This window comes from Pseudomonas caricapapayae, assembly GCF_001400735.1.
Lineage (GTDB): Bacteria > Pseudomonadota > Gammaproteobacteria > Pseudomonadales > Pseudomonadaceae > Aquipseudomonas > Aquipseudomonas caricapapayae.
In genome coordinates, this window is the sequence record NZ_LJPW01000078.1 from 58,779 (window position 1) to 75,279 (window position 16,501).

The 16,501-nt window shown below is 59.2% G+C and carries 13 protein-coding genes and 2 pseudogenes; 1 reads left to right on the plus strand and 14 read right to left on the minus strand.

Annotation, left to right across the window (positions count from 1 at the left end; genetic code table 11):
• Positions 1 to 73: 73 nt before the first annotated feature.
• From ALO80_RS32540 to ALO80_RS11935, 11 genes and pseudogenes are all read right to left on the minus strand, one after another.
• Positions 74 to 841 carry a methyl-accepting chemotaxis protein gene (locus ALO80_RS32540; RefSeq protein ID WP_395514956.1) on the minus strand — a complete coding sequence of 256 codons (768 nt, stop codon included), beginning with the start codon at positions 839 to 841 and terminating at the stop codon, positions 74 to 76.
• A 90-nt stretch (positions 842 to 931) separates the two neighbouring features.
• Positions 932 to 2,014, minus strand: a pseudogene (locus tag ALO80_RS32545) (cache domain-containing protein); the annotation flags it as partial.
• Between the two features lie 229 nt (positions 2,015 to 2,243).
• Positions 2,244 to 2,816, minus strand: a complete 573-nt coding sequence (locus ALO80_RS11895; RefSeq protein ID WP_055009151.1) for a sarcosine oxidase subunit gamma — start codon at positions 2,814 to 2,816, stop codon at positions 2,244 to 2,246.
• A 3-nt stretch (positions 2,817 to 2,819) separates the two neighbouring features.
• A pseudogene (locus ALO80_RS11900) lies at positions 2,820 to 5,726 on the minus strand (2Fe-2S iron-sulfur cluster-binding protein).
• On the minus strand, positions 5,723 to 6,028 hold the full coding sequence (locus tag ALO80_RS11905) for a sarcosine oxidase subunit delta (RefSeq protein ID WP_055009152.1): 306 nt from the start codon (positions 6,026 to 6,028) through the stop codon (positions 5,723 to 5,725). The pseudogene ALO80_RS11900 and the gene ALO80_RS11905 overlap by 4 nt, the downstream one beginning before the upstream one ends.
• Before the next feature lie 13 nt (positions 6,029 to 6,041).
• Positions 6,042 to 7,283 carry an FAD-dependent oxidoreductase gene (locus tag ALO80_RS11910; protein ID WP_055009153.1) on the minus strand — a complete coding sequence of 414 codons (1,242 nt, stop codon included), beginning with the start codon at positions 7,281 to 7,283 and terminating at the stop codon, positions 6,042 to 6,044.
• On the minus strand, positions 7,265 to 8,167 hold the full coding sequence (gene folD / locus ALO80_RS11915) for a bifunctional methylenetetrahydrofolate dehydrogenase/methenyltetrahydrofolate cyclohydrolase FolD (protein WP_055009154.1): 903 nt from the start codon (positions 8,165 to 8,167) through the stop codon (positions 7,265 to 7,267). Before folD ends, ALO80_RS11910 begins: the two co-directional genes overlap by 19 nt.
• Positions 8,164 to 9,030 carry a formyltetrahydrofolate deformylase gene (purU, locus tag ALO80_RS11920; RefSeq protein ID WP_054985370.1) on the minus strand — a complete coding sequence of 289 codons (867 nt, stop codon included), beginning with the start codon at positions 9,028 to 9,030 and terminating at the stop codon, positions 8,164 to 8,166. The genes folD and purU overlap by 4 nt, the downstream gene beginning before the upstream one ends.
• Before the next feature lie 275 nt (positions 9,031 to 9,305).
• Positions 9,306 to 10,034, minus strand: coding sequence for a DUF4198 domain-containing protein (locus tag ALO80_RS11925; RefSeq protein WP_055009155.1), 729 nt, complete (start codon positions 10,032 to 10,034; stop codon positions 9,306 to 9,308).
• A gap of 37 nt (positions 10,035 to 10,071) precedes the next feature.
• Entirely contained in the window at positions 10,072 to 12,183 is a 2,112-nt protein-coding gene (locus ALO80_RS11930; RefSeq protein ID WP_055009156.1) for a TonB-dependent siderophore receptor, read from the minus strand.
• 182 nt (positions 12,184 to 12,365) lie between these two features.
• On the minus strand, positions 12,366 to 13,667 hold the full coding sequence (locus tag ALO80_RS11935) for an Nramp family divalent metal transporter (RefSeq protein ID WP_055009157.1): 1,302 nt from the start codon (positions 13,665 to 13,667) through the stop codon (positions 12,366 to 12,368).
• A 158-nt stretch (positions 13,668 to 13,825) separates the two neighbouring features.
• On the opposite strand from ALO80_RS11935, the gene ALO80_RS11940 reads away from it, so the two are divergent.
• Positions 13,826 to 14,575 carry a carbon-nitrogen hydrolase family protein gene (locus ALO80_RS11940; RefSeq protein WP_055009158.1) on the plus strand — a complete coding sequence of 250 codons (750 nt, stop codon included), beginning with the start codon at positions 13,826 to 13,828 and terminating at the stop codon, positions 14,573 to 14,575.
• A 6-nt stretch (positions 14,576 to 14,581) separates the two neighbouring features.
• Here ALO80_RS11940 and ALO80_RS11945 read toward each other — a convergent pair whose 3' ends face one another.
• From ALO80_RS11945 to ALO80_RS11955, 3 genes are all read right to left on the minus strand, one after another.
• A complete protein-coding gene (locus ALO80_RS11945; RefSeq protein ID WP_055009159.1) occupies positions 14,582 to 15,835 on the minus strand; it encodes an MFS transporter in 1,254 nt (417 codons plus the stop codon).
• A 106-nt stretch (positions 15,836 to 15,941) separates the two neighbouring features.
• On the minus strand, positions 15,942 to 16,124 hold the full coding sequence (locus ALO80_RS11950; RefSeq protein WP_005617534.1) for a DUF1289 domain-containing protein: 183 nt from the start codon (positions 16,122 to 16,124) through the stop codon (positions 15,942 to 15,944).
• Between the two features lies 1 nt (position 16,125).
• Complete coding sequence (locus ALO80_RS11955; protein WP_024656685.1) at positions 16,126 to 16,497, minus strand: hypothetical protein; 372 nt, start codon at positions 16,495 to 16,497, stop codon at positions 16,126 to 16,128.
• Positions 16,498 to 16,501 lie beyond the last annotated feature (4 nt).

The following is a 16,501-nucleotide window of genomic DNA, read 5'->3' on the forward strand; positions in this document are numbered from 1 at the left end:
TGCCCACGCGGAGCATGGGTACGATAGGGGACACACAGACGCCCATCGTTCCTTACGCTCCGTGTGTGCAGTATCAGGTCTTGAACTTGCGCACCAGGCCGTCCAGTTCGCTGGACAGTATTTCCAGGCTTCTGGAGTCGGCGCGGGCCGAGTCGGAGAGGTCGGCGATCAATTGGGCATCGCCATGGATCTGGCTGATGTGCCGGTTGATGTCTTCAGCGACCTGATGCTGCTCTTCGGCGGCCGTTGCGATCTGAGTGTTCATGTCGCGAATCACATCCACCGACTCACGGATTTGCCCGAAGCTGCTGCGCGCTTGCCCGATCTTGGTCACCGATTGCTGCGAAACGTCGAGACTGGCGTGCATCTGTTGCGCCACCGAAGCCGTGCGTTTGGCCAGATTGCCCAGCAGGCTGTCGATTTCGGCGGTCGAGTCGGAGGTGCGTTTGGCGAGTGCGCGGACTTCGTCTGCCACTACCGCAAAGCCGCGACCCTGTTCGCCTGCACGGGCTGCTTCGATGGCGGCGTTGAGGGCCAGCAGGTTGGTCTGCTCGGCAATCGAGCGGATGGTGTTCAAAATCGACTGGATGCCGGTGCTGTCTTTTTCCAGTTGTGTCATGTCCTTGGCCGAGCGGGCGAGTTCCTCGCTGAGCTGGTCAACACTGCGTACGGCATCATCGATCTGCCGCTGACCTTCACGCGCCTGCTGTTGACCACTGTCAGCCGAGTCGGCGGCCTGGCTGCAGGAACGGGCGACTTCATTGGACGTGGCGACCATTTCATGGAAGGCGGTGGAGACCATGTCTACCGCTTCACGCTGACGGCCAGCGGCTTCGGCCATGTCATTGGAGACACGTGTCGAACTGTGTGAGGCTTCGAGAATCTTCCCGGCGGCCTGACCGATGTGCTGGATAAGGCTGCGGATGGCGGTCAGAAACTTGTTGAACCAACCCGCCAGTTGCGCGGTTTCATCCTTGCCGCGCACCGCGAGGTTCCGGGTCAGGTCGCCTTCACCGCCAGCGATGCCTTCCAGGCCGCTGGAAACACTGTGGATCGGACGGACAATCACGCTGGCAAAACTGGCGCCGACAATCGCAAAGACCACCGCCAGTACCGCAGCGATAATGCCGATCAGCCAAGTGAGGCGGGTGGCCGAGGCCATCACTTCGTCCTGTTTGATCAGGCCGATGAAGTTCCAGCCCAGTTGCTCGGACGGGTACACGTTGGCCATGTAGCGTTCGCCGTTGAGTGTCACCTCGACCAGGCCAGTGCCAGTCTTGGCCAGCTCGGCGAAACCGTCGCCCAGATCACCCAGCTTCTTGAAGTTATGCTCTGGCTGCTTGGGGTCGACCAGCACGGTGCCGTTCTTCTCCATCAGCATCAGGTAGCCGCTGTCCCCCAGTTTGATCTGCTTGACGATGTTGGTCAGTTGCTTGAGCGATACGTCGATGTTGACCACGCCGCCAGGGTTACCCAGCTTGTTGGGAATCGCGCGGATGGTGCTGACCAGTACCGCATCATCGTTGGCCCAGTAATAGGCATCGCTGCGCACGGTCTTTCCGGCGTTGGCCATTGCGGTCTTGTACCACGGGCGTACACGCGGGTCGTAGTTGCTCATTTTTGGGTCTTCCGGCGTCATGATGTAGCTGCCGTTGATCAGACCGTAAGAGACGTAGGAGTAAGCAGGGTGAGCCTTGGCGATACTGGCGAACAGTTCGGTGGCCTGCCGGTCATTCTCGGATTGCGCGGTAGCGGCTGCGCCCATGTAGTTACGAAAATCATCGCCCGCGCCGGCAATCAGCGGGTGTGCCGCAATGTAGTTGACGTTCTGCGTGATGCCGTCGAAAAACAGCTGCATGGCGTTGTCGACCTGACGAATCTCCCGTCCGCTGCTGTCCACGAAATCGCTGGTTGCCTTGTCACGCAGGTTCACGATCACGATGGCGGCCACGACGAGTATGGGCAAACAGGCAATCACCGCAAAAGCCCAGGTCAGTTTCTGCTTGATGTTCATTTGAGCTCCAGAATATCCATAACTACCGCGAATGTTGGCGCTGCTTACCCGTAGTCGGTCGCGCCGGGCGAGGACCCGGAGCTATGTCTTGTGGCCTACCAGAAGAAAGTCGGCTCGTCGTCCGTGTTCTTTAGCTCACATGGCGGTAATGGGTATGCGTGTCGTTTCTGGGGCAGGGCTGTCCGCAATCCCTGACCCGGTGATATCGATCACAGGTCGGCACCAACCATTACAGGCAGCGCCCCCCGAACTCGGCCATGGCATCCAGCACTGCGTCCTTGAAATACGCCAGCGAAGCGCGATCGAACAGAATCTGAAAACACTGTTCGGGCTGTGCGCCAACGTTGATCACGATCACATTGATGCGCGCTGCCGAGGTCTGAGCCACCCAACCGGCTTGGAAGGCCTCGGGACGCAGATCGACGCCACACAGTTTGGCCATCACCTCCGGAATGCATGAGCCACTCAATTGCAGCCACGCATGGCTGTCTTCGCGAGGCAACAGATAGTTGGCATTGTGGTCCAGCTCCCAGCGCGCCTCCTCATCGGCAATCCGCTGGCCGTTGTCGAGCGGGCTGCCCAGCAACAGGTATTCGGTTTGCGACAGGCGTGCAACATGGCTGCCGTCGGCCTGGGTAACGGCGCGGTTCGGCGTCTCTGGCAGGCTGAAACCGCGTGCCGCCAAGTATTCGGCGCTGTGCAAACCGCGAAATCCTGTGCGTGGCAAATGGGTCAGGTCTTCCAGTGTGCACAGGGAGCGCACCTCGGTCATGCCGGAGCGGTCTTTGCTAAGGCGGGTCATGGATCAGAGCTCCTGGCGCTGGTTTTCAGGGTCAAAGAAGGGCAGTTTCACGACGGTCGCCTGAACCACTACGCCGTCTTCGACGCGAATCGGAATCTGCTGGCCGGGTGCGCTCTGGTCACACGCGGCATAGGCCATACCGATAATCAGACCCAGCGTCGACGAGTACTCGCAGGAGGTCACGTTGCCAGTAATGTCCGGACCTTTGAGCACCAAATGCCCCTCAAGCGGCAGCGGGCTGGCTTTGGGCAAGGTAAAGCCCACCAGCTTGCGCTTCTGCGGCTGCGCTTCGAGGATGTCTACCGAGCGGCGACCGACAAAGAAAGGTTTGCTCCGGCTGACCGCCCAACCCATGTCGATTTCGGCAGGGTGCGTCATGCCATCAGTGTCCTGGCTGATGATCACGTGGCCTTTTTCCAGACGTAACAAACGTTGTGTCTCGACGCCGAACGGGCGCATGTCGAACGCCTTGCCGGCCTCGGTCAATGCGTCCCAGAGCGTGAGGGCATGCCGCGCCGGGACATGAATTTCATAGCCCAGTTCGCCGACGAAACCGACCCGCAACAGCCGTGCCTTGATACCGGCAACGGTGCCCAGGCGTACGCCGAGGTAAGGGAAGCCTTCGGCCGAAAGATCCAGGTCGGTACAGACTTGCTCCAGCACCTTGCGTGAATCCGGGCCTGCCACGTTGACCGCAGCAATGGCTGCTGTGACGTTGGTGATGTCGACGTTCAGGCGCCACTGGGCATTCCACTTGAGCATCTGCTGGTAAATGCGATCCACGCCGCTGGTGGTGGCAGTGACGTAGAAATGCTGTTCGGCAAAGCGCGCGCAGACACCATCGTCGATGACCACGCCTTGCTCATTGGTCATCAGCGCATAGCGTGAACGCCCGACCGGTTGCTTGAGAAACGCAAAGGTGTACAGGCGGTTGAGCAGTTCGGCAGCATCTGGGCCGCGCACGTCCAGGCCGCCGAGTGTCGACACGTCGATGATCCCGACCTTGTTGCGCACATGCAGCGCTTCCTGCTGCATGCAGGCATCGCGTTGCGATGGCTCGCCATAGAACGCTGGACGCTGCCAGATTCCCGCCGGCATCATCTTCGCGCCTGCCTGCACATGACGCTGATGCATGGGTGTCTGGCGATACGGATCGAAGGCTCTGCCCGCAACGTGCGCCAGTTTCTCTGCCTCGAAGGGCGGCCGGGCAGTGGTCACGCCAGTTTCGCCGACGCTGCGCTGGGTCGACGCGGCCACCAGCCGTGCGGTCGGTAACGCCGAGTGACGACCTTGCGAGGGGCCCATACCGACTGTGGAATAGCGTTTCACCAACTGGATGTCGCGATAGCCGATGCGCGTTGCGTTGACGATGTCGCGTACCTGCAGGTCTTCATCGAAATCGACAAAATCCTTGCCCTTGGGATGCGGGAAGATCGGCCAGGGGAAGTTGACCTGCGCTTCGCTGCGCAGCGTGGCCGGGCTATCAAACGATTCCAGCCCCATTGCCGAGACCACGCTGGTGGCTGCACGGGTTGCATCGGACAGCACGTTGTCCAGCGCATGATAGCCGTTAACCGAACCGGCGATACTCAGGTTCTGTGGCAGGCTGCTGATCGCGAACTCGGCCTGCCGATCATCATAGGCGAGTTTGCCGCCCGCCTGACACAGCAACTGGTAGACCGGCATGTAGCCGCCGGACATGCACAGCAGGTCACATTCGATACTCGACCCTGTGTTCGCCACCTGACCCTAGCCGGTGATCGTGCGCAGCTCGACCCCGCTCACATGGCGCATGCCTTTCTCGTGTAGCGCCTCATACACCGTCGTACTCATATGGCAGACGATGCCGCGCTTTTCCAGCGCAACCTGTAATGCCTGGTCTGAGGGATGGGTGCGCATGTCGGCAACTGCAGCCACCTCGACACCCTGATCGTGCAGGTCCAGCGCTGCCAGATAGCCGTCATCGTTGCCGGTCAGCACCACAGCGCGCTTGCCGGGTTTGACGGCGTACAGCCTGATCAGGCGCTGGGCGGCGCTGGTCAGCATCACGCCGGGCAAATCATTGTTGCGAAAAATAACCGGCTGGTCGAACGAGCCGCTGCACACCAGGCAGTGTGTGGCGCGCACTTTGTACAAGCGCTTGCCCTGAATCACCGGCAGGTAGTTGTCGGTGAACCAGGCATTGCAGGTGGCTTGTGTAAGGACTCGAATATTGGCGTGCGCCTGCACCGCGTCGTTCAGTTCACGTCGCAGTTGCCCGGCACGCTGACCGTCGATATCGAAGCGCGCGTAGGTCAGTGAACCACCGAGTATCGGTTGCTGTTCGATCAATAGCACCTTGGCTCCGGCGTTGGCTGCGCTCAATGCCGCCTGCAATCCCGCAGGACCCGCGCCGATCACGGCCAGGTCAGTGAACAGGTAGGCCTTGTCGTAATATTCGGGCTGGAAGTTCAGGTCCAGCACACCAAGGCCAGCCTTCTTGCGAATGATCGGCTCCCAGACTTTCCACATGCCTTTGGGTTTGTAGAACGAGCGGTAGTAGAAACCCACCGGCATGAACTTTGAGAACTTGCCCAGCCAGGCATCCCTGTCGTGGTCCAGCGAGCCACTGAAGTTCTGTCCGGTTGCCTCCAGGCCCTCCTGCAGAGCGAAGGTGTCGGCCAGCACATTGGGCTCCCGAGGCAGTTGGACGAGACTGTTGGCGTCCTGTCCGGCCATGGTCAGCGGACCCCGAGGGCGGTGATACTTGAACGACCGCGAAAGCAGAAAACGCCCGTTGGCCAGCAGGGCACTGGCAATGCTGTCGCCTTGCAGGCCCTGATAGGTCTTGCCATCGAAGCTGAAGGTGAGCGGTTGGTTGCGATCGATCAGCAAGCCCATAGGCGCGGGCAGGCGGGCTGGGGTGGTCATCCTGCGATCTCCTTGGATGGGCGGGGAGCGAAGTCGATACGTGCGGTGAATATTTCCCGCGGGTCGAAGGTGCGAATAATCTCGTCGCTGCCGGTATGGCGCTCGGCCAGGAACCAGTAGCTGGACGGATTGTGCATCCACCACTCGCGCACCACGCCCAGGGTGTCTTCACTGTTGAACACGTAATCGGCCCACTCGGCGTCGCTACAGGTTTGCGGGTCGGGCATGTGCTTGAATTCGCCGCCGTAAGAAAACTCGCTGATATTGCGCGGCCCGTTGAGCGGGCAGTTCATGATTTTCATGTGTCGCTCTCCGTCAGTGGCTGGCCGCTGTCGCGCCCATTTCGTTGACTTGCTGAAAGGTCGAGAAGCGTTCCAGCGCGAAGGGTCTGATCAGCTCAGGCACCTTGCCGCCGCTGGCCACCAGTTCGGCCATGGTCTTGCCACAGATCGGCGTTGCCTTGAAACCCCAGGTGCCCCAACCTGCATCCAGGTAATAATTCCTGACCGGCGAAAGGCCCATGATCGGGCTGTAGTCCGGGGTCATGTCGGTGATCCCGGCCCATTGGCGCATCAGTCTGGCGTTGGCCAGGAACGGAAACATCTCGATGGCATGGGCCAGCAGACTTTCCTTGAGGTCCAGGGTCGAGCGGGTGTTGAACAGCGGGTAGGGATCAGAGCCGCCGCCAAACACCACCTCGCCACGGCTGGTCTGCTGAACGTAACAGTGCAGCGCGGACGAACTTACCAGCGGGTCAAGGAAAGGCTTGAAGGGTTGAGTGACCATCGCTTGCAGCGGGAAGGTCTGGATCGGCGAGCGGATTCCGGCCTTCTTCATCATCTGCGAACTCATGCCCGCCACCGCCTGCACGGCGCAGCCGCACTGGATGGTGCCGCGATTGGTCTTCACCGCAGTGATGGTGCCGTTCTCGATGACCAGTTCCTGCACTTCGGTCAATTGATGAATCTCCACACCGCGCTTGGCCGCCTGCCTGGCGTAGCCCCAGGCGACCGCGTCATGCCGGGCGGTGCCGCCGTCGATGTGCCACAGGCCTGCGAGCACTGGCAGATGGCCGGGGTCCAGATTCAGACTCGGCACCAGTTCGCGGATCTGCTGGCGGTCGATCATCTCGGTGCGGCCGCCGAAATGCTTGTTGACCTCGGCGCGCTGGCGGAACGAGCGTACGGTGGCATCGGTGTGTGCGAGGGTCAGTTGGCCACGCTCGGAGTACATGATGTTGAAGTCGAACTCATTGGACAGGCCCTGAAACATCTTCACCGATTCGGCATAGAACTTCACACCTTCACTGGTCAGGTAATTGGAGCGGATCACCGCCGTATTGCGCGCCGTATTACCACCGCCCAGATAGCCTTTTTCCAGCACGGCAATGTTGCTGATACCGTGGTATTTCGCCAGGTAGTACGCAGTTGCCAGTCCGTGACCGCCGCCGCCGATGATTACCACGTCGTAGCAGGGCTTGAGTTCCCTGGGCGCAGGCAGGTCCACCTCGACCGGGTATTCAGGGCTGAGCCCGTATTTCAGTAGATTGAAAGGCATACGGCCTCCGATTGGCTGCGTTGCGCGTCGGCTTGCTGTCTGGCAGCAATCACCGTGTTTTTCATCAGAAAGGCGATGGTCATAGGTCCCACGCCACCAGGCACCGGCGTGATGGCAGAGACAACATCAAGAACGTTGTCGAAGTCGACATCGCCCACCAGGCGACTGCGGCCCTGATCGTCGACGCGGTTGATGCCGACATCGATCACCACCGCGCCAGGCTTGAGCCAGCTGGCGTCGATCATGCGCGGTCGGCCAACCGCTGCGACGACAATGTCGCCCAGACGGCACAAGGCTTTGGCGTCGGTACTGCGCGAATGCACCACCGTTACCGAGCAATGCGCTCGCAACAGCAGGGCAGCCATCGGTTTGCCGACAATATTGGACCGGCCGATCACCACCGCATGCCTGCCGCTCAGATCTGCGCAGGTCTCTTCAAGCAAGTGCATGCAGCCGCTGGGAGTGCAGGGCGTCAGTACGGTACGTCCCTGGCTGAGACCGCCAACGTTTTCACTGTGAAAACCATCAACGTCCTTCATCGGGTCAATGGCTTGCAAGGCGCGCGCTTCCTCGATATGCGCTGGCAGTGGCAGTTGCAGGAGGATGCCGTGCACCGAGTCGTCGGTGTTCAGCTCGGCAATCAGCGCCAGCACCTGTGCCTGGCTGCTCCGGGCAGGCAGACGGTGCTCCAGAGAACGAATGCCTGCTTCCTCGGCGCGCAGGATCTTGTTGCGTACGTACACCTCACTGGCGGGGTCGTCACCGACCAGAATGACGGCCAGGGCGGGCTCGATGCCCTCGGCCTTCAAGGTTTTCACATCGGTTCTGACCTGTTCCAGAACACGAGCGGCGGCTGCCTTGCCGTCGATGATTCGCGCGCTCATCTGAATATCACCGTTCGGTCAGTGTTGAGAAAGACACGGTGCTCCAAGTGATACTTCACCGCCCGCGACAGGGCGATGGTTTCGTTGTTGCGTCCTGCCGCAACCAGGTCGTCGGGCAGGTAAACGTGATCGACGCGCTGCACTTCCTGCTCGATGATCGGGCCTTCGTCCAGGTCGCTGGTAACGTAGTGCGCGGTGGCACCGATCAGTTTTACGCCTCGCTCATAAGCCTGATGATAGGGCTTGGCCCCCTTGAACCCCGGCAGAAACGAGTGATGGATATTGATCGCCCGGCCTGAAAGCTGTTGGCACAGATCGTCAGAGAGAATCTGCATGTAGCGCGCCAGCACCACCAGTTCAGTGCCTGTTTCTTCGACCACCCTCATCAGCGCGGCCTCCTGTGCCGATTTGGTCTCCTTGGTCACAGGCAGATAAATGAAGCGAATACCCTCACGCTCGGCCATCGGTCGCAGGTCCAGGTGGTTGGACACGATGGCGGTGATGGTCATGTCCATCTCGCCTTTGTGATGGCGATAAAGAAGGTCCGTCAGGCAGTGATCGAACTTGCTGACCATCAGCAGCACGCGCATCGGTCGACGTGTGTCGTGCAACTCCCACTGCATGGCAAAGTCTTTGGCGACGGCGTCGAAACCGCCTTTCAACTGCTGGATATCGCCGTCGTGTCCATCGTTGAAACGAAACACCGCGCGCATGAAAAAGGTGCCGCTGTACTCGTCGTCGAACTGGGCCATTTCACCGATGTAGCAGCTGTTACCGGCCAGATAGGAAGTCACCGCCGCGACAATGCCGGAGGTCGCCGGGCAGCTGATCTTCAGGATGAAATGGTTTTTCTCGTGTTGCATGGCTCGTCCTCTGGAAAGTGGCGGCAGCTCGGCAAAAGGGCAAAAAAGTCAGATACAGAGGGTCTTGAGTCACGAATAAAATTCTCTACAGGAATTTAATATTCTTAAAGGCTGTTTTATAGGCGAAAGGAAAAGCAGCGTCCAGAGGTTTCTGGAAACTTTGTTTACTAAAGGGAATATGGAGGGGTGGAGCAGTAGCGTGCGCAGGATTTGGTTTTACCTGCCATCAGGCGGAAAACACCCGAAGCGGGCGTTTTCCAGGATACAGAAGGGGATCAGTCGTGGTGCGCTTCACCCACAAACGTCAACGAGGTAAATAATCCCCGCTCGGCGATGTCGACGTTGTCCTTGACGGGCAATGTGGCTTCGGCAGCGATGACATTCAGCCCTGCATTGCGCACGATGACGCTGGCCAGGCCCTGGGCGTCGGTTTCGGCGCTGACGACGTCTGGCGCGCTGCGGTAATCGCCGATCAGCTTGATGCCGGCGGCGGGCTTGCCGTCGATCAGCACGCGTACCGGTAATGGCTTGCCCACGCCGACTTTCAACGGATCAGCCTGCGGCACGATCACAAAATTCAGCTTGCCGAATGATGGCAACTGAGCGCCTTGCGCGTAGATAGCCACGCTGTATTTGAAGGTATGAATCGAGTCGGTGCCACTCGGCACTTTGCTGCGGCCCTCATTGATCCACTTCTTCTCGGTATTGCGCGTCCACATGCCGTTGTCCAGAGCTACCGTCATTACGGCGGGCGGTTTGAGCGGCACCAGTCGCGCGTGATCCTCCAGGCGCTGTACGGTCACCGGGATCATTTTGCCTCCCAGGTCGTAGGCCCATGCGCCGCTGACTTTCTGAGCCTTGAAGGCGTTGTCTTCTGCGCCATGACCATAGATCACTTCGATGTTGCCGCGGCGTTGTTCGGTCCACAGCCCGTGGGCACCGACCTGTGTGGCAAACAGTGCGCCGAGCAGGCCCAGGGTCAGAAAAGGTTTTGTTGACAGCATGTTGCATCCTTAGTGGTGTGAATCGAGGGTGTCGACATCAGAGGCCGAGTGTCAGGCTGACCGTGAAATTGCGCGGTTCGCCAGGCGCGACCCAGTAGTTGCTGTAAGAGCGCTCGTAGTATTTTTCGTCGAAAATGTTGTTCAGGTTCAAGCCCACTGTGACGTTATCGCTGGCTTTGTAGTGGGCCAGCAGGTCGACAGTCTGGTAGGCGGGCAGCTCGAAATCAGTCCCTGACTGACCGGAGCGGTCACCGACGTAGGTATACGCAGCACCCACGTCCGAGCCGCGTAGCACGCCTTCCTGAAATTCATAGACGCTCAGCAGGCTGCCGCTGTGTTTAGCGACACCAAGAATGCGACTGCCTGCCGGGATGGTTCGGTCGCCTTTGGTCACTTCGGCATCGATATAGGCGAACGCACCGATCACGCGAATGGCTTCGCTGACCTGACCGGTCAATTGCAGATCCAGGCCCTGGCTGCGAGCCTTGCCTACCGCGCGATTGGTGTCGGTGCCCGGATCCAGCGCCAGAACATTTTCCTTTTCGATATGGAAGGCGGCGAGGGTGGTGCTCAGACGGTCGTCGAACAGCTCGCTCTTGATCCCGACCTCGTAACCGACGCCTTCTTCCGGGTCGAAGGTCTTGCCGGCTGCGTCCAGGCCGTTGTTGGGCTTGAACGAGGTGGACGCGTTGGCAAACAGGCCCACCTGCGGCGTGAGCTGGTAAAGCAGCCCGGCACGCTGGGTGAACGCATCGTGACGCTGGCCGGAGGTGGCGTTGGTGGTGAAATCATCGACCTGTTGATCGAAATGTTCGTAGCGCGCGCCGATCATCCCGCGCAACTTGTCGGTAAAAACAATCTGGTCCTGCAGGTTAAGCGCACGGCTTTCAACGTGCTCGTAAAAGTCAGTGCCGGAGCGTGCGCCGTCGGGTTTCGGCTGGCCGTACACGGGATTGTAGATGTCGATGGCGTAAGGACCGCCTGCAATCGTGGTAACGCGCTCGTTCTTGCGGTAGTTCTCGTATTCAGTGCCGATCAGCACATCGTGTTGCAGACCGACTGCATCGAACTGGCCGCGCAATTCCAGTTGGGTGATGCTGTCATGCCAGTCATTGTCGCGCTCGCGGTAACGGCGATTGACGGTACGGCCGTCGGCGTTCAAAGGGCGTGCTTCACTGGCAAAACCTGACATTTCGCCTTGCTTGTAGTGGCTGGCCAGACGCAGAGACCATGCATCACTGAGCTGGTGGTCAAGGGCGAGCTGGACACTGTTGTTGTCATTGTCGATATCGTCGTCGGGTTCGCCGAGAAAGGTCGAGCGCGACACGCCGCTCCACTTGTTGTTGGGGGCAACTACGCCTCGGTCGAACGTCGATGTGTGGCGCACGAACTCGGTTTCCACCAACAGACTGGTCTCTGGATTCAACTGCCAGCTGAATGACGGGGCCACAAACACCCGTTTGCTCTCTACATGATCACGAAAGCTGTTGTTGTCTTCGACGGCCAGATTCACCCTGGACAGCAGTTTGCCTTCTTCATCCAGCGGCGCATTGACATCCAGTGCGGTGCGATAACGATCCCAACTGCCCGCGCTGGTCTGCAAGGTCGAGAATGCGTCACGCTGGGGTTTTTTGGTGACGATATTGACGGTTCCGCCTGGATCGCCACGGCCGTACAGACTGGCAGCGGGGCCTTTGAGCACTTCGATACGTTCGATGTTGGCGGCATCCGGCGTGGTCGGGTAGCCGCGATTGGCGCTAAAGCCGTCCTTGTAGAATTCGGAAGTGGTGAAGCCGCGGATGCTGTATTCGTAGAGAGTCAGACCGCCGAAGTTGTTCTGCTTCGACACGCCTCCGGCAAACTCCAGCGCACGCTCGACGCTGTTGCTGCCCAGATCCTTGAGCACCGAGGCAGGCACTACGCTGATTGACTGCGGAATATCCCTGATCGCGGTGTCGGTTTTTGTAGCGGTGGCCGAGCGGGTGGCCCGATAGCCCTGGAGCGGGCTCGTAGCCGTCTCGTACTGATAGTCGGAGTTTACGTTGATGTTTTCCAGTTCAAGGGTGTACGGATGTTCTTCCGCGTAGCCGGCATTGCCAATGACCCCGATTGCAAAGCCTGCCAGAGACGCGATTCTACGAGACGACATATGAGACTTCCTGATGATAATAGATACAATATAACATCTCCGTTGAGAATTATTTCTGTTTGTTGGCGGCGAGATGTAACAGTTGTGTCCGTGATCAGATAGCCAGTGCTTTCTATCCGGGGGAAGTGAAAGGAAGGCATCGTGAAGAGCCCATTACCTGAACGGAAATGGGCCCTTCATAACTATGCGAGCAGTTCCGTCCCGAGTTGAAACGCCACCCACAAGGCCAGTCCGGTAGCGAAGGTCAGCGCGATGTTCTCGAACCAGTTGTTGCGGTATTCCTTGTTCAGCAGCGATTTCTGGTTGGACATGATCAGCAGCCCCAGCGAAATGACCGGCAGCCCGACGATGTTCAACGCGTTGACGCCCAGTGTCAGGGTCACGAAGTCCGGCATGCCGGGCAGCGACCAGATCAGCGGGGTGACCAGAATGAACAGCATGAACCATTTGTGCATCGGGTCGTTGTGGAACATCTTGCCATAGCGTTCGCGACGCTTTGGGCGAATGTGCTGGAAAGCATCGGTGATCAGCATCGGAAAGGCTGTGGTTTTTCCGGAAATACTGGCAAACAGCGTGGCGAACACACCGATGAAAAAGATGTACCAGCCCAGCGGGCCGAAGAATATCTCCAATGCCTTGCCCAGATCGGCCAGGGTATTGACCTGAATGCCGTTGGGCCTAAGGATTTCGACGCCAACGACCCAGATGGCCAGATTGATGATAATGCCGACGATCACGGCAAACAGCAGATCGTTACGCTGAATACGCTTGTGCTCGGGGCCGGTCCAGCCCTTTTCACGCATGACGTAAGGGTGGACGAAGTTGGCGATGGAGCCTGCCACGGCCCCGATCACCGAAACGGCCACCAGCAGCGCGCCGTGCACGCCTTCGTCGGGCGGAATGCTGAAACCGATAGTGCCCTTGATGATGCCGGTAACATCCGGGCCAGACATGATCGCCAGAGTCAGAAACGCCAGGGTCATGATTGCCAGCAGTATCTTCATGACGCCTTCGATCATCGCGTAGATATTGCGTCCCACCAGCAGCCACACCGCAATGACCACTGCGGCAGAGCAGAGCAGCGGTTGATTGATGTGCAGCAGCATGGCGAGCGCTTCGCCAGCACCCTTGATCATGTAGGCGTTGATCAGATGACCCATCAACAACGCATAGCCGAGCATGAACCAGGCGAAGAGTGGATGCAGTTGCGCATAACCCTGCAGGATGGTCATGCCCTGGTTGTTGCAGAGCTGGAAGCGGGCAATGATGTTGACAATCAGAAACCTGAGCAGCAGCGAAATCGCCAGTACCCACATCATCGCGTAGCCATAACTGGCACCTGCCACGGACGATGTAATGAGGTCGCCCGCGCCCAGCCAGGACAATACGGCGATAATGCCGGGGCCCAGCAGTTTGGCGAGCTTTTTCAGACGAGGTTCTGCTGCGGGCGCAGCGGCTTCTTTGAGGGACGGGGTATGAGGCATGCGTTGAATCTCCGTTTTTATTGTAATGAGATGTCATTCACTGCCAAATAAGATAAGACGTCGTACAACATTGGTGGTGAGTGAAAATGTAACTATGTGTGAACGGGGAGAGGTCAGCGAATACCAGCCTCGGTCTGTTTGTTTACTCTGGAGTGCTGATGGACTTTCCAATACTTGCTGTTGCCCAGTTCTGCTCTGCAAAGGGAGATGTTCAGCGCAACCTCGCCGGACACCTTGCATTCATGCAGCGTGCGGCTGATCTGGGCGCGAATTACCTGCTGTTTCCAGAACTGTCCCTGACAGGCTACGAACCGAATCTGGCTCGCGAGCTGGCGTTGAGCCCGGACGACGCACGCCTGCAACCGATCATGGCCCTGGCTGAGAAACTGCGATTGACGACTACCCTCGGTGTTCCGCTCAGACAGCCGGATGACAGTGTCCTGATCGGCGCACTGACCTTCACCGCTCGGGGTGATGTCATCCCTTATGCCAAGCAATATCTGCATCCTGGCGAGGACGCAGTATTCAGTGCCGGGCACAGAGACTGCCTTCTGGCACTCGATCAGCAGCGGATCGGTGTGTGCATCTGTGCCGATTTCACTCACCCCGAGCATGCGCGACGTATGGCTGAAAGCGGTGCCGGAGTGTACGCCGCAAGCGTGCTGATTTCGCCAGCTGGCTATGAGCATGATGCCAGGCTGCTCGCGGGGCATGCCCGACGTCATACGTTACCGGTGCTGATGGCCAACCACGGCGGACCCACGGGTGGCTGGCAATCGGCAGGGCGCAGCGGTCTATGGGACGAGGCGGGCCGGTGGGTTGGCGGGATGCAGGGCGCAGGCAACGGGCTGGTGGTGGCGACCCGCCGGCACAGTGGCTGGCAGGTCAGCGCGACCACGCTGAAATAAGCTGCTTCATGTACTTACGGCATGATCCTGTTTGAAATCAGGTTCATTCTGCGAACGCGATAGCGTCTCCGGAACCGCCAGCCACAATAGACAGAACGCCACCGCCGCCACGCCCGCAAGGGTGAGGAACGCAGCACTGTAGCCTGCTGCGTGTACCACAAAACCAGCCAGGCTGTTACTCAGCGCCGCGCCCAGCCCGAACAGGGTGGACAAGGCACCCAGGCTCACGTTGAAACGTCCGCTGCCTTGAGTGAGGTCCTTGACCATCAATGGAAACAGCGCACCGAACAGGCCTGCACCGATGCCATCGAGCATCTGCACCGCCACCAGCCAATACGGATCATCGGACAGGGTATAAAGCACGCCCCGAATCGGCAGGATCAGAAAACCGGCCAGCAACAGCGGCTTGCGTCCCCACGCATCGGCTTTCATGCCTACCAGCAGTGCTGCCGGGACCATCACCAATTGGGCGGCGACGATACATGCCGAAGTCAGAGGCGTGGCCATCTGCATGTTGATTTGCGAGAGTTTCTGGCTGACCAGAGGCAGCATGGCGGCATTGGCCAGATGGAACAGCGCGCAACAGATCCCGAACAGCAGCAACGGCTTGTTGCTCAACAGCGCGGAGAGCCCGGAAGGCTGGCTGCCCTGCGAAGCGTGATGGGCATCGAAGCCACGTGCGACGTCGTGATCAATGGCATCTGCAGACACGAAGCTGATTGCAACAACGCTCGCAAGGGCCATTGCGGCCATCAGATAGAACACTGCAATAGGGCCGAAGAGATAGGCGAAGCCGCCGGCCAGCAGGGCCGCGCAGGCGTTACCGGCATGATTGAATGTTTCGTTGCGCCCGGTACGGCGGGTAAACGCCTTAGGCCCGGTTATGCCCAGTGAAATCGCAGCAATGGCGGGTGCGAACACCGAGGCCGCAATGCTGCTCAATGCCTGAGTCAGGGCGACGATTGAGAAGGATGACGTGAAGGGCAGGATCAGGCAACTCAGCGTGACCAGCAAGGCCGCCACACCGATCATGGCGCGTTTGTAGGGCGTGCGATCGATCAGCGCGCCCGCTGGCGTTTGTGTCAGCAGCCCGGCAATACCGGCGATTGTCATGACTACACCAATGCTGGCCGGGTCCCATTTATGCACGGCGAGCAGATAAATCGCCAGATAAGGCCCCAGCCCGTCACGCACATCGGCGAGGAAAAAATTCAGGCTATCCAGCGAAAGGGTGTTGCGGCGATCTGCATGACTGGCCAAGAGCGGGATTCCCGTAATTCGTCAGACTCCAGGTAGCTGAGTCACGGCTAATACTGACCCAAGCCGTTTTGCAGAAGTTTCCGCACCGAACATGAAAATTGCAGGTTTACCCGCTCTTCTTTTGCAGGCTCTTCATGCGCTGTGCCGCTCGTTGCACAGCGGCCATCTTCTCCGGCCGCTTCATACGCTTCCATTTGCGAATGTCATCCTTGGTGCGGCCACAACTGACGCACAGGTCGCCACTGAGCTGGCAGACCGAAATGCACGGGTTTTCGATGTCCTTGGCCATATCAACCTCGTCGGGCGTATTTGCGTTTGATACGTTGCTGCCAGTCGCCGCCGTTCTCCAGGCGGCATCGCTCTTCACAGTCGACATGCACATGGGCCGAGACGCTCGACACACTCACCTGCGCCTCTTCAAGCGCCGCTGCGGTCAACTCGATCATCCGCCCATCCAGCCCGCCCGCCAGCGCCGCATGCTTGTCGGCCAGCGTATCGAACACCCAGACCACCTGCAGGCTGGCCGGGAAGGCTGCGTAATCGACGTCGTGAGTCAGCCAGCAAAAACCGGGCATTTCAGACTTCGCGGTTTCACAGGCTTGCGTCAGCGATGTAACAAGCTGACGCTCAGTGCGGGCCTGCTCGCGTTTGCTTGAGGGCATCTGG

Excerpts from the sequence above, each read along its gene's own strand:
- ALO80_RS32540 (WP_395514956.1), bottom strand. The coding sequence starts at position 841 with ATGGCCGAAGCCGCTGGCCGTCAGCGTGAAGCGGTAGACATGGTCTCC.
- ALO80_RS11895 (WP_055009151.1), bottom strand. The coding sequence starts at position 2,816 with ATGACCCGCCTTAGCAAAGACCGCTCCGGCATGACCGAGGTGCGCTCC.
- ALO80_RS11905 (WP_055009152.1), bottom strand. The coding sequence starts at position 6,028 with ATGAAAATCATGAACTGCCCGCTCAACGGGCCGCGCAATATCAGCGAG.
- ALO80_RS11910 (WP_055009153.1), bottom strand. The coding sequence starts at position 7,283 with ATGCCTTTCAATCTACTGAAATACGGGCTCAGCCCTGAATACCCGGTC.
- folD (WP_055009154.1), bottom strand. The coding sequence starts at position 8,167 with ATGAGCGCGCGAATCATCGACGGCAAGGCAGCCGCCGCTCGTGTTCTG.
- purU (WP_054985370.1), bottom strand. The coding sequence starts at position 9,030 with ATGCAACACGAGAAAAACCATTTCATCCTGAAGATCAGCTGCCCGGCG.
- ALO80_RS11925 (WP_055009155.1), bottom strand. The coding sequence starts at position 10,034 with ATGCTGTCAACAAAACCTTTTCTGACCCTGGGCCTGCTCGGCGCACTG.
- ALO80_RS11930 (WP_055009156.1), bottom strand. The coding sequence starts at position 12,183 with ATGTCGTCTCGTAGAATCGCGTCTCTGGCAGGCTTTGCAATCGGGGTC.
- ALO80_RS11935 (WP_055009157.1), bottom strand. The coding sequence starts at position 13,667 with ATGCCTCATACCCCGTCCCTCAAAGAAGCCGCTGCGCCCGCAGCAGAA.
- ALO80_RS11940 (WP_055009158.1), top strand. The coding sequence starts at position 13,826 with ATGGACTTTCCAATACTTGCTGTTGCCCAGTTCTGCTCTGCAAAGGGA.
- ALO80_RS11950 (WP_005617534.1), bottom strand. The coding sequence starts at position 16,124 with ATGGCCAAGGACATCGAAAACCCGTGCATTTCGGTCTGCCAGCTCAGT.
- ALO80_RS11955 (WP_024656685.1), bottom strand. The coding sequence starts at position 16,497 with ATGCCCTCAAGCAAACGCGAGCAGGCCCGCACTGAGCGTCAGCTTGTT.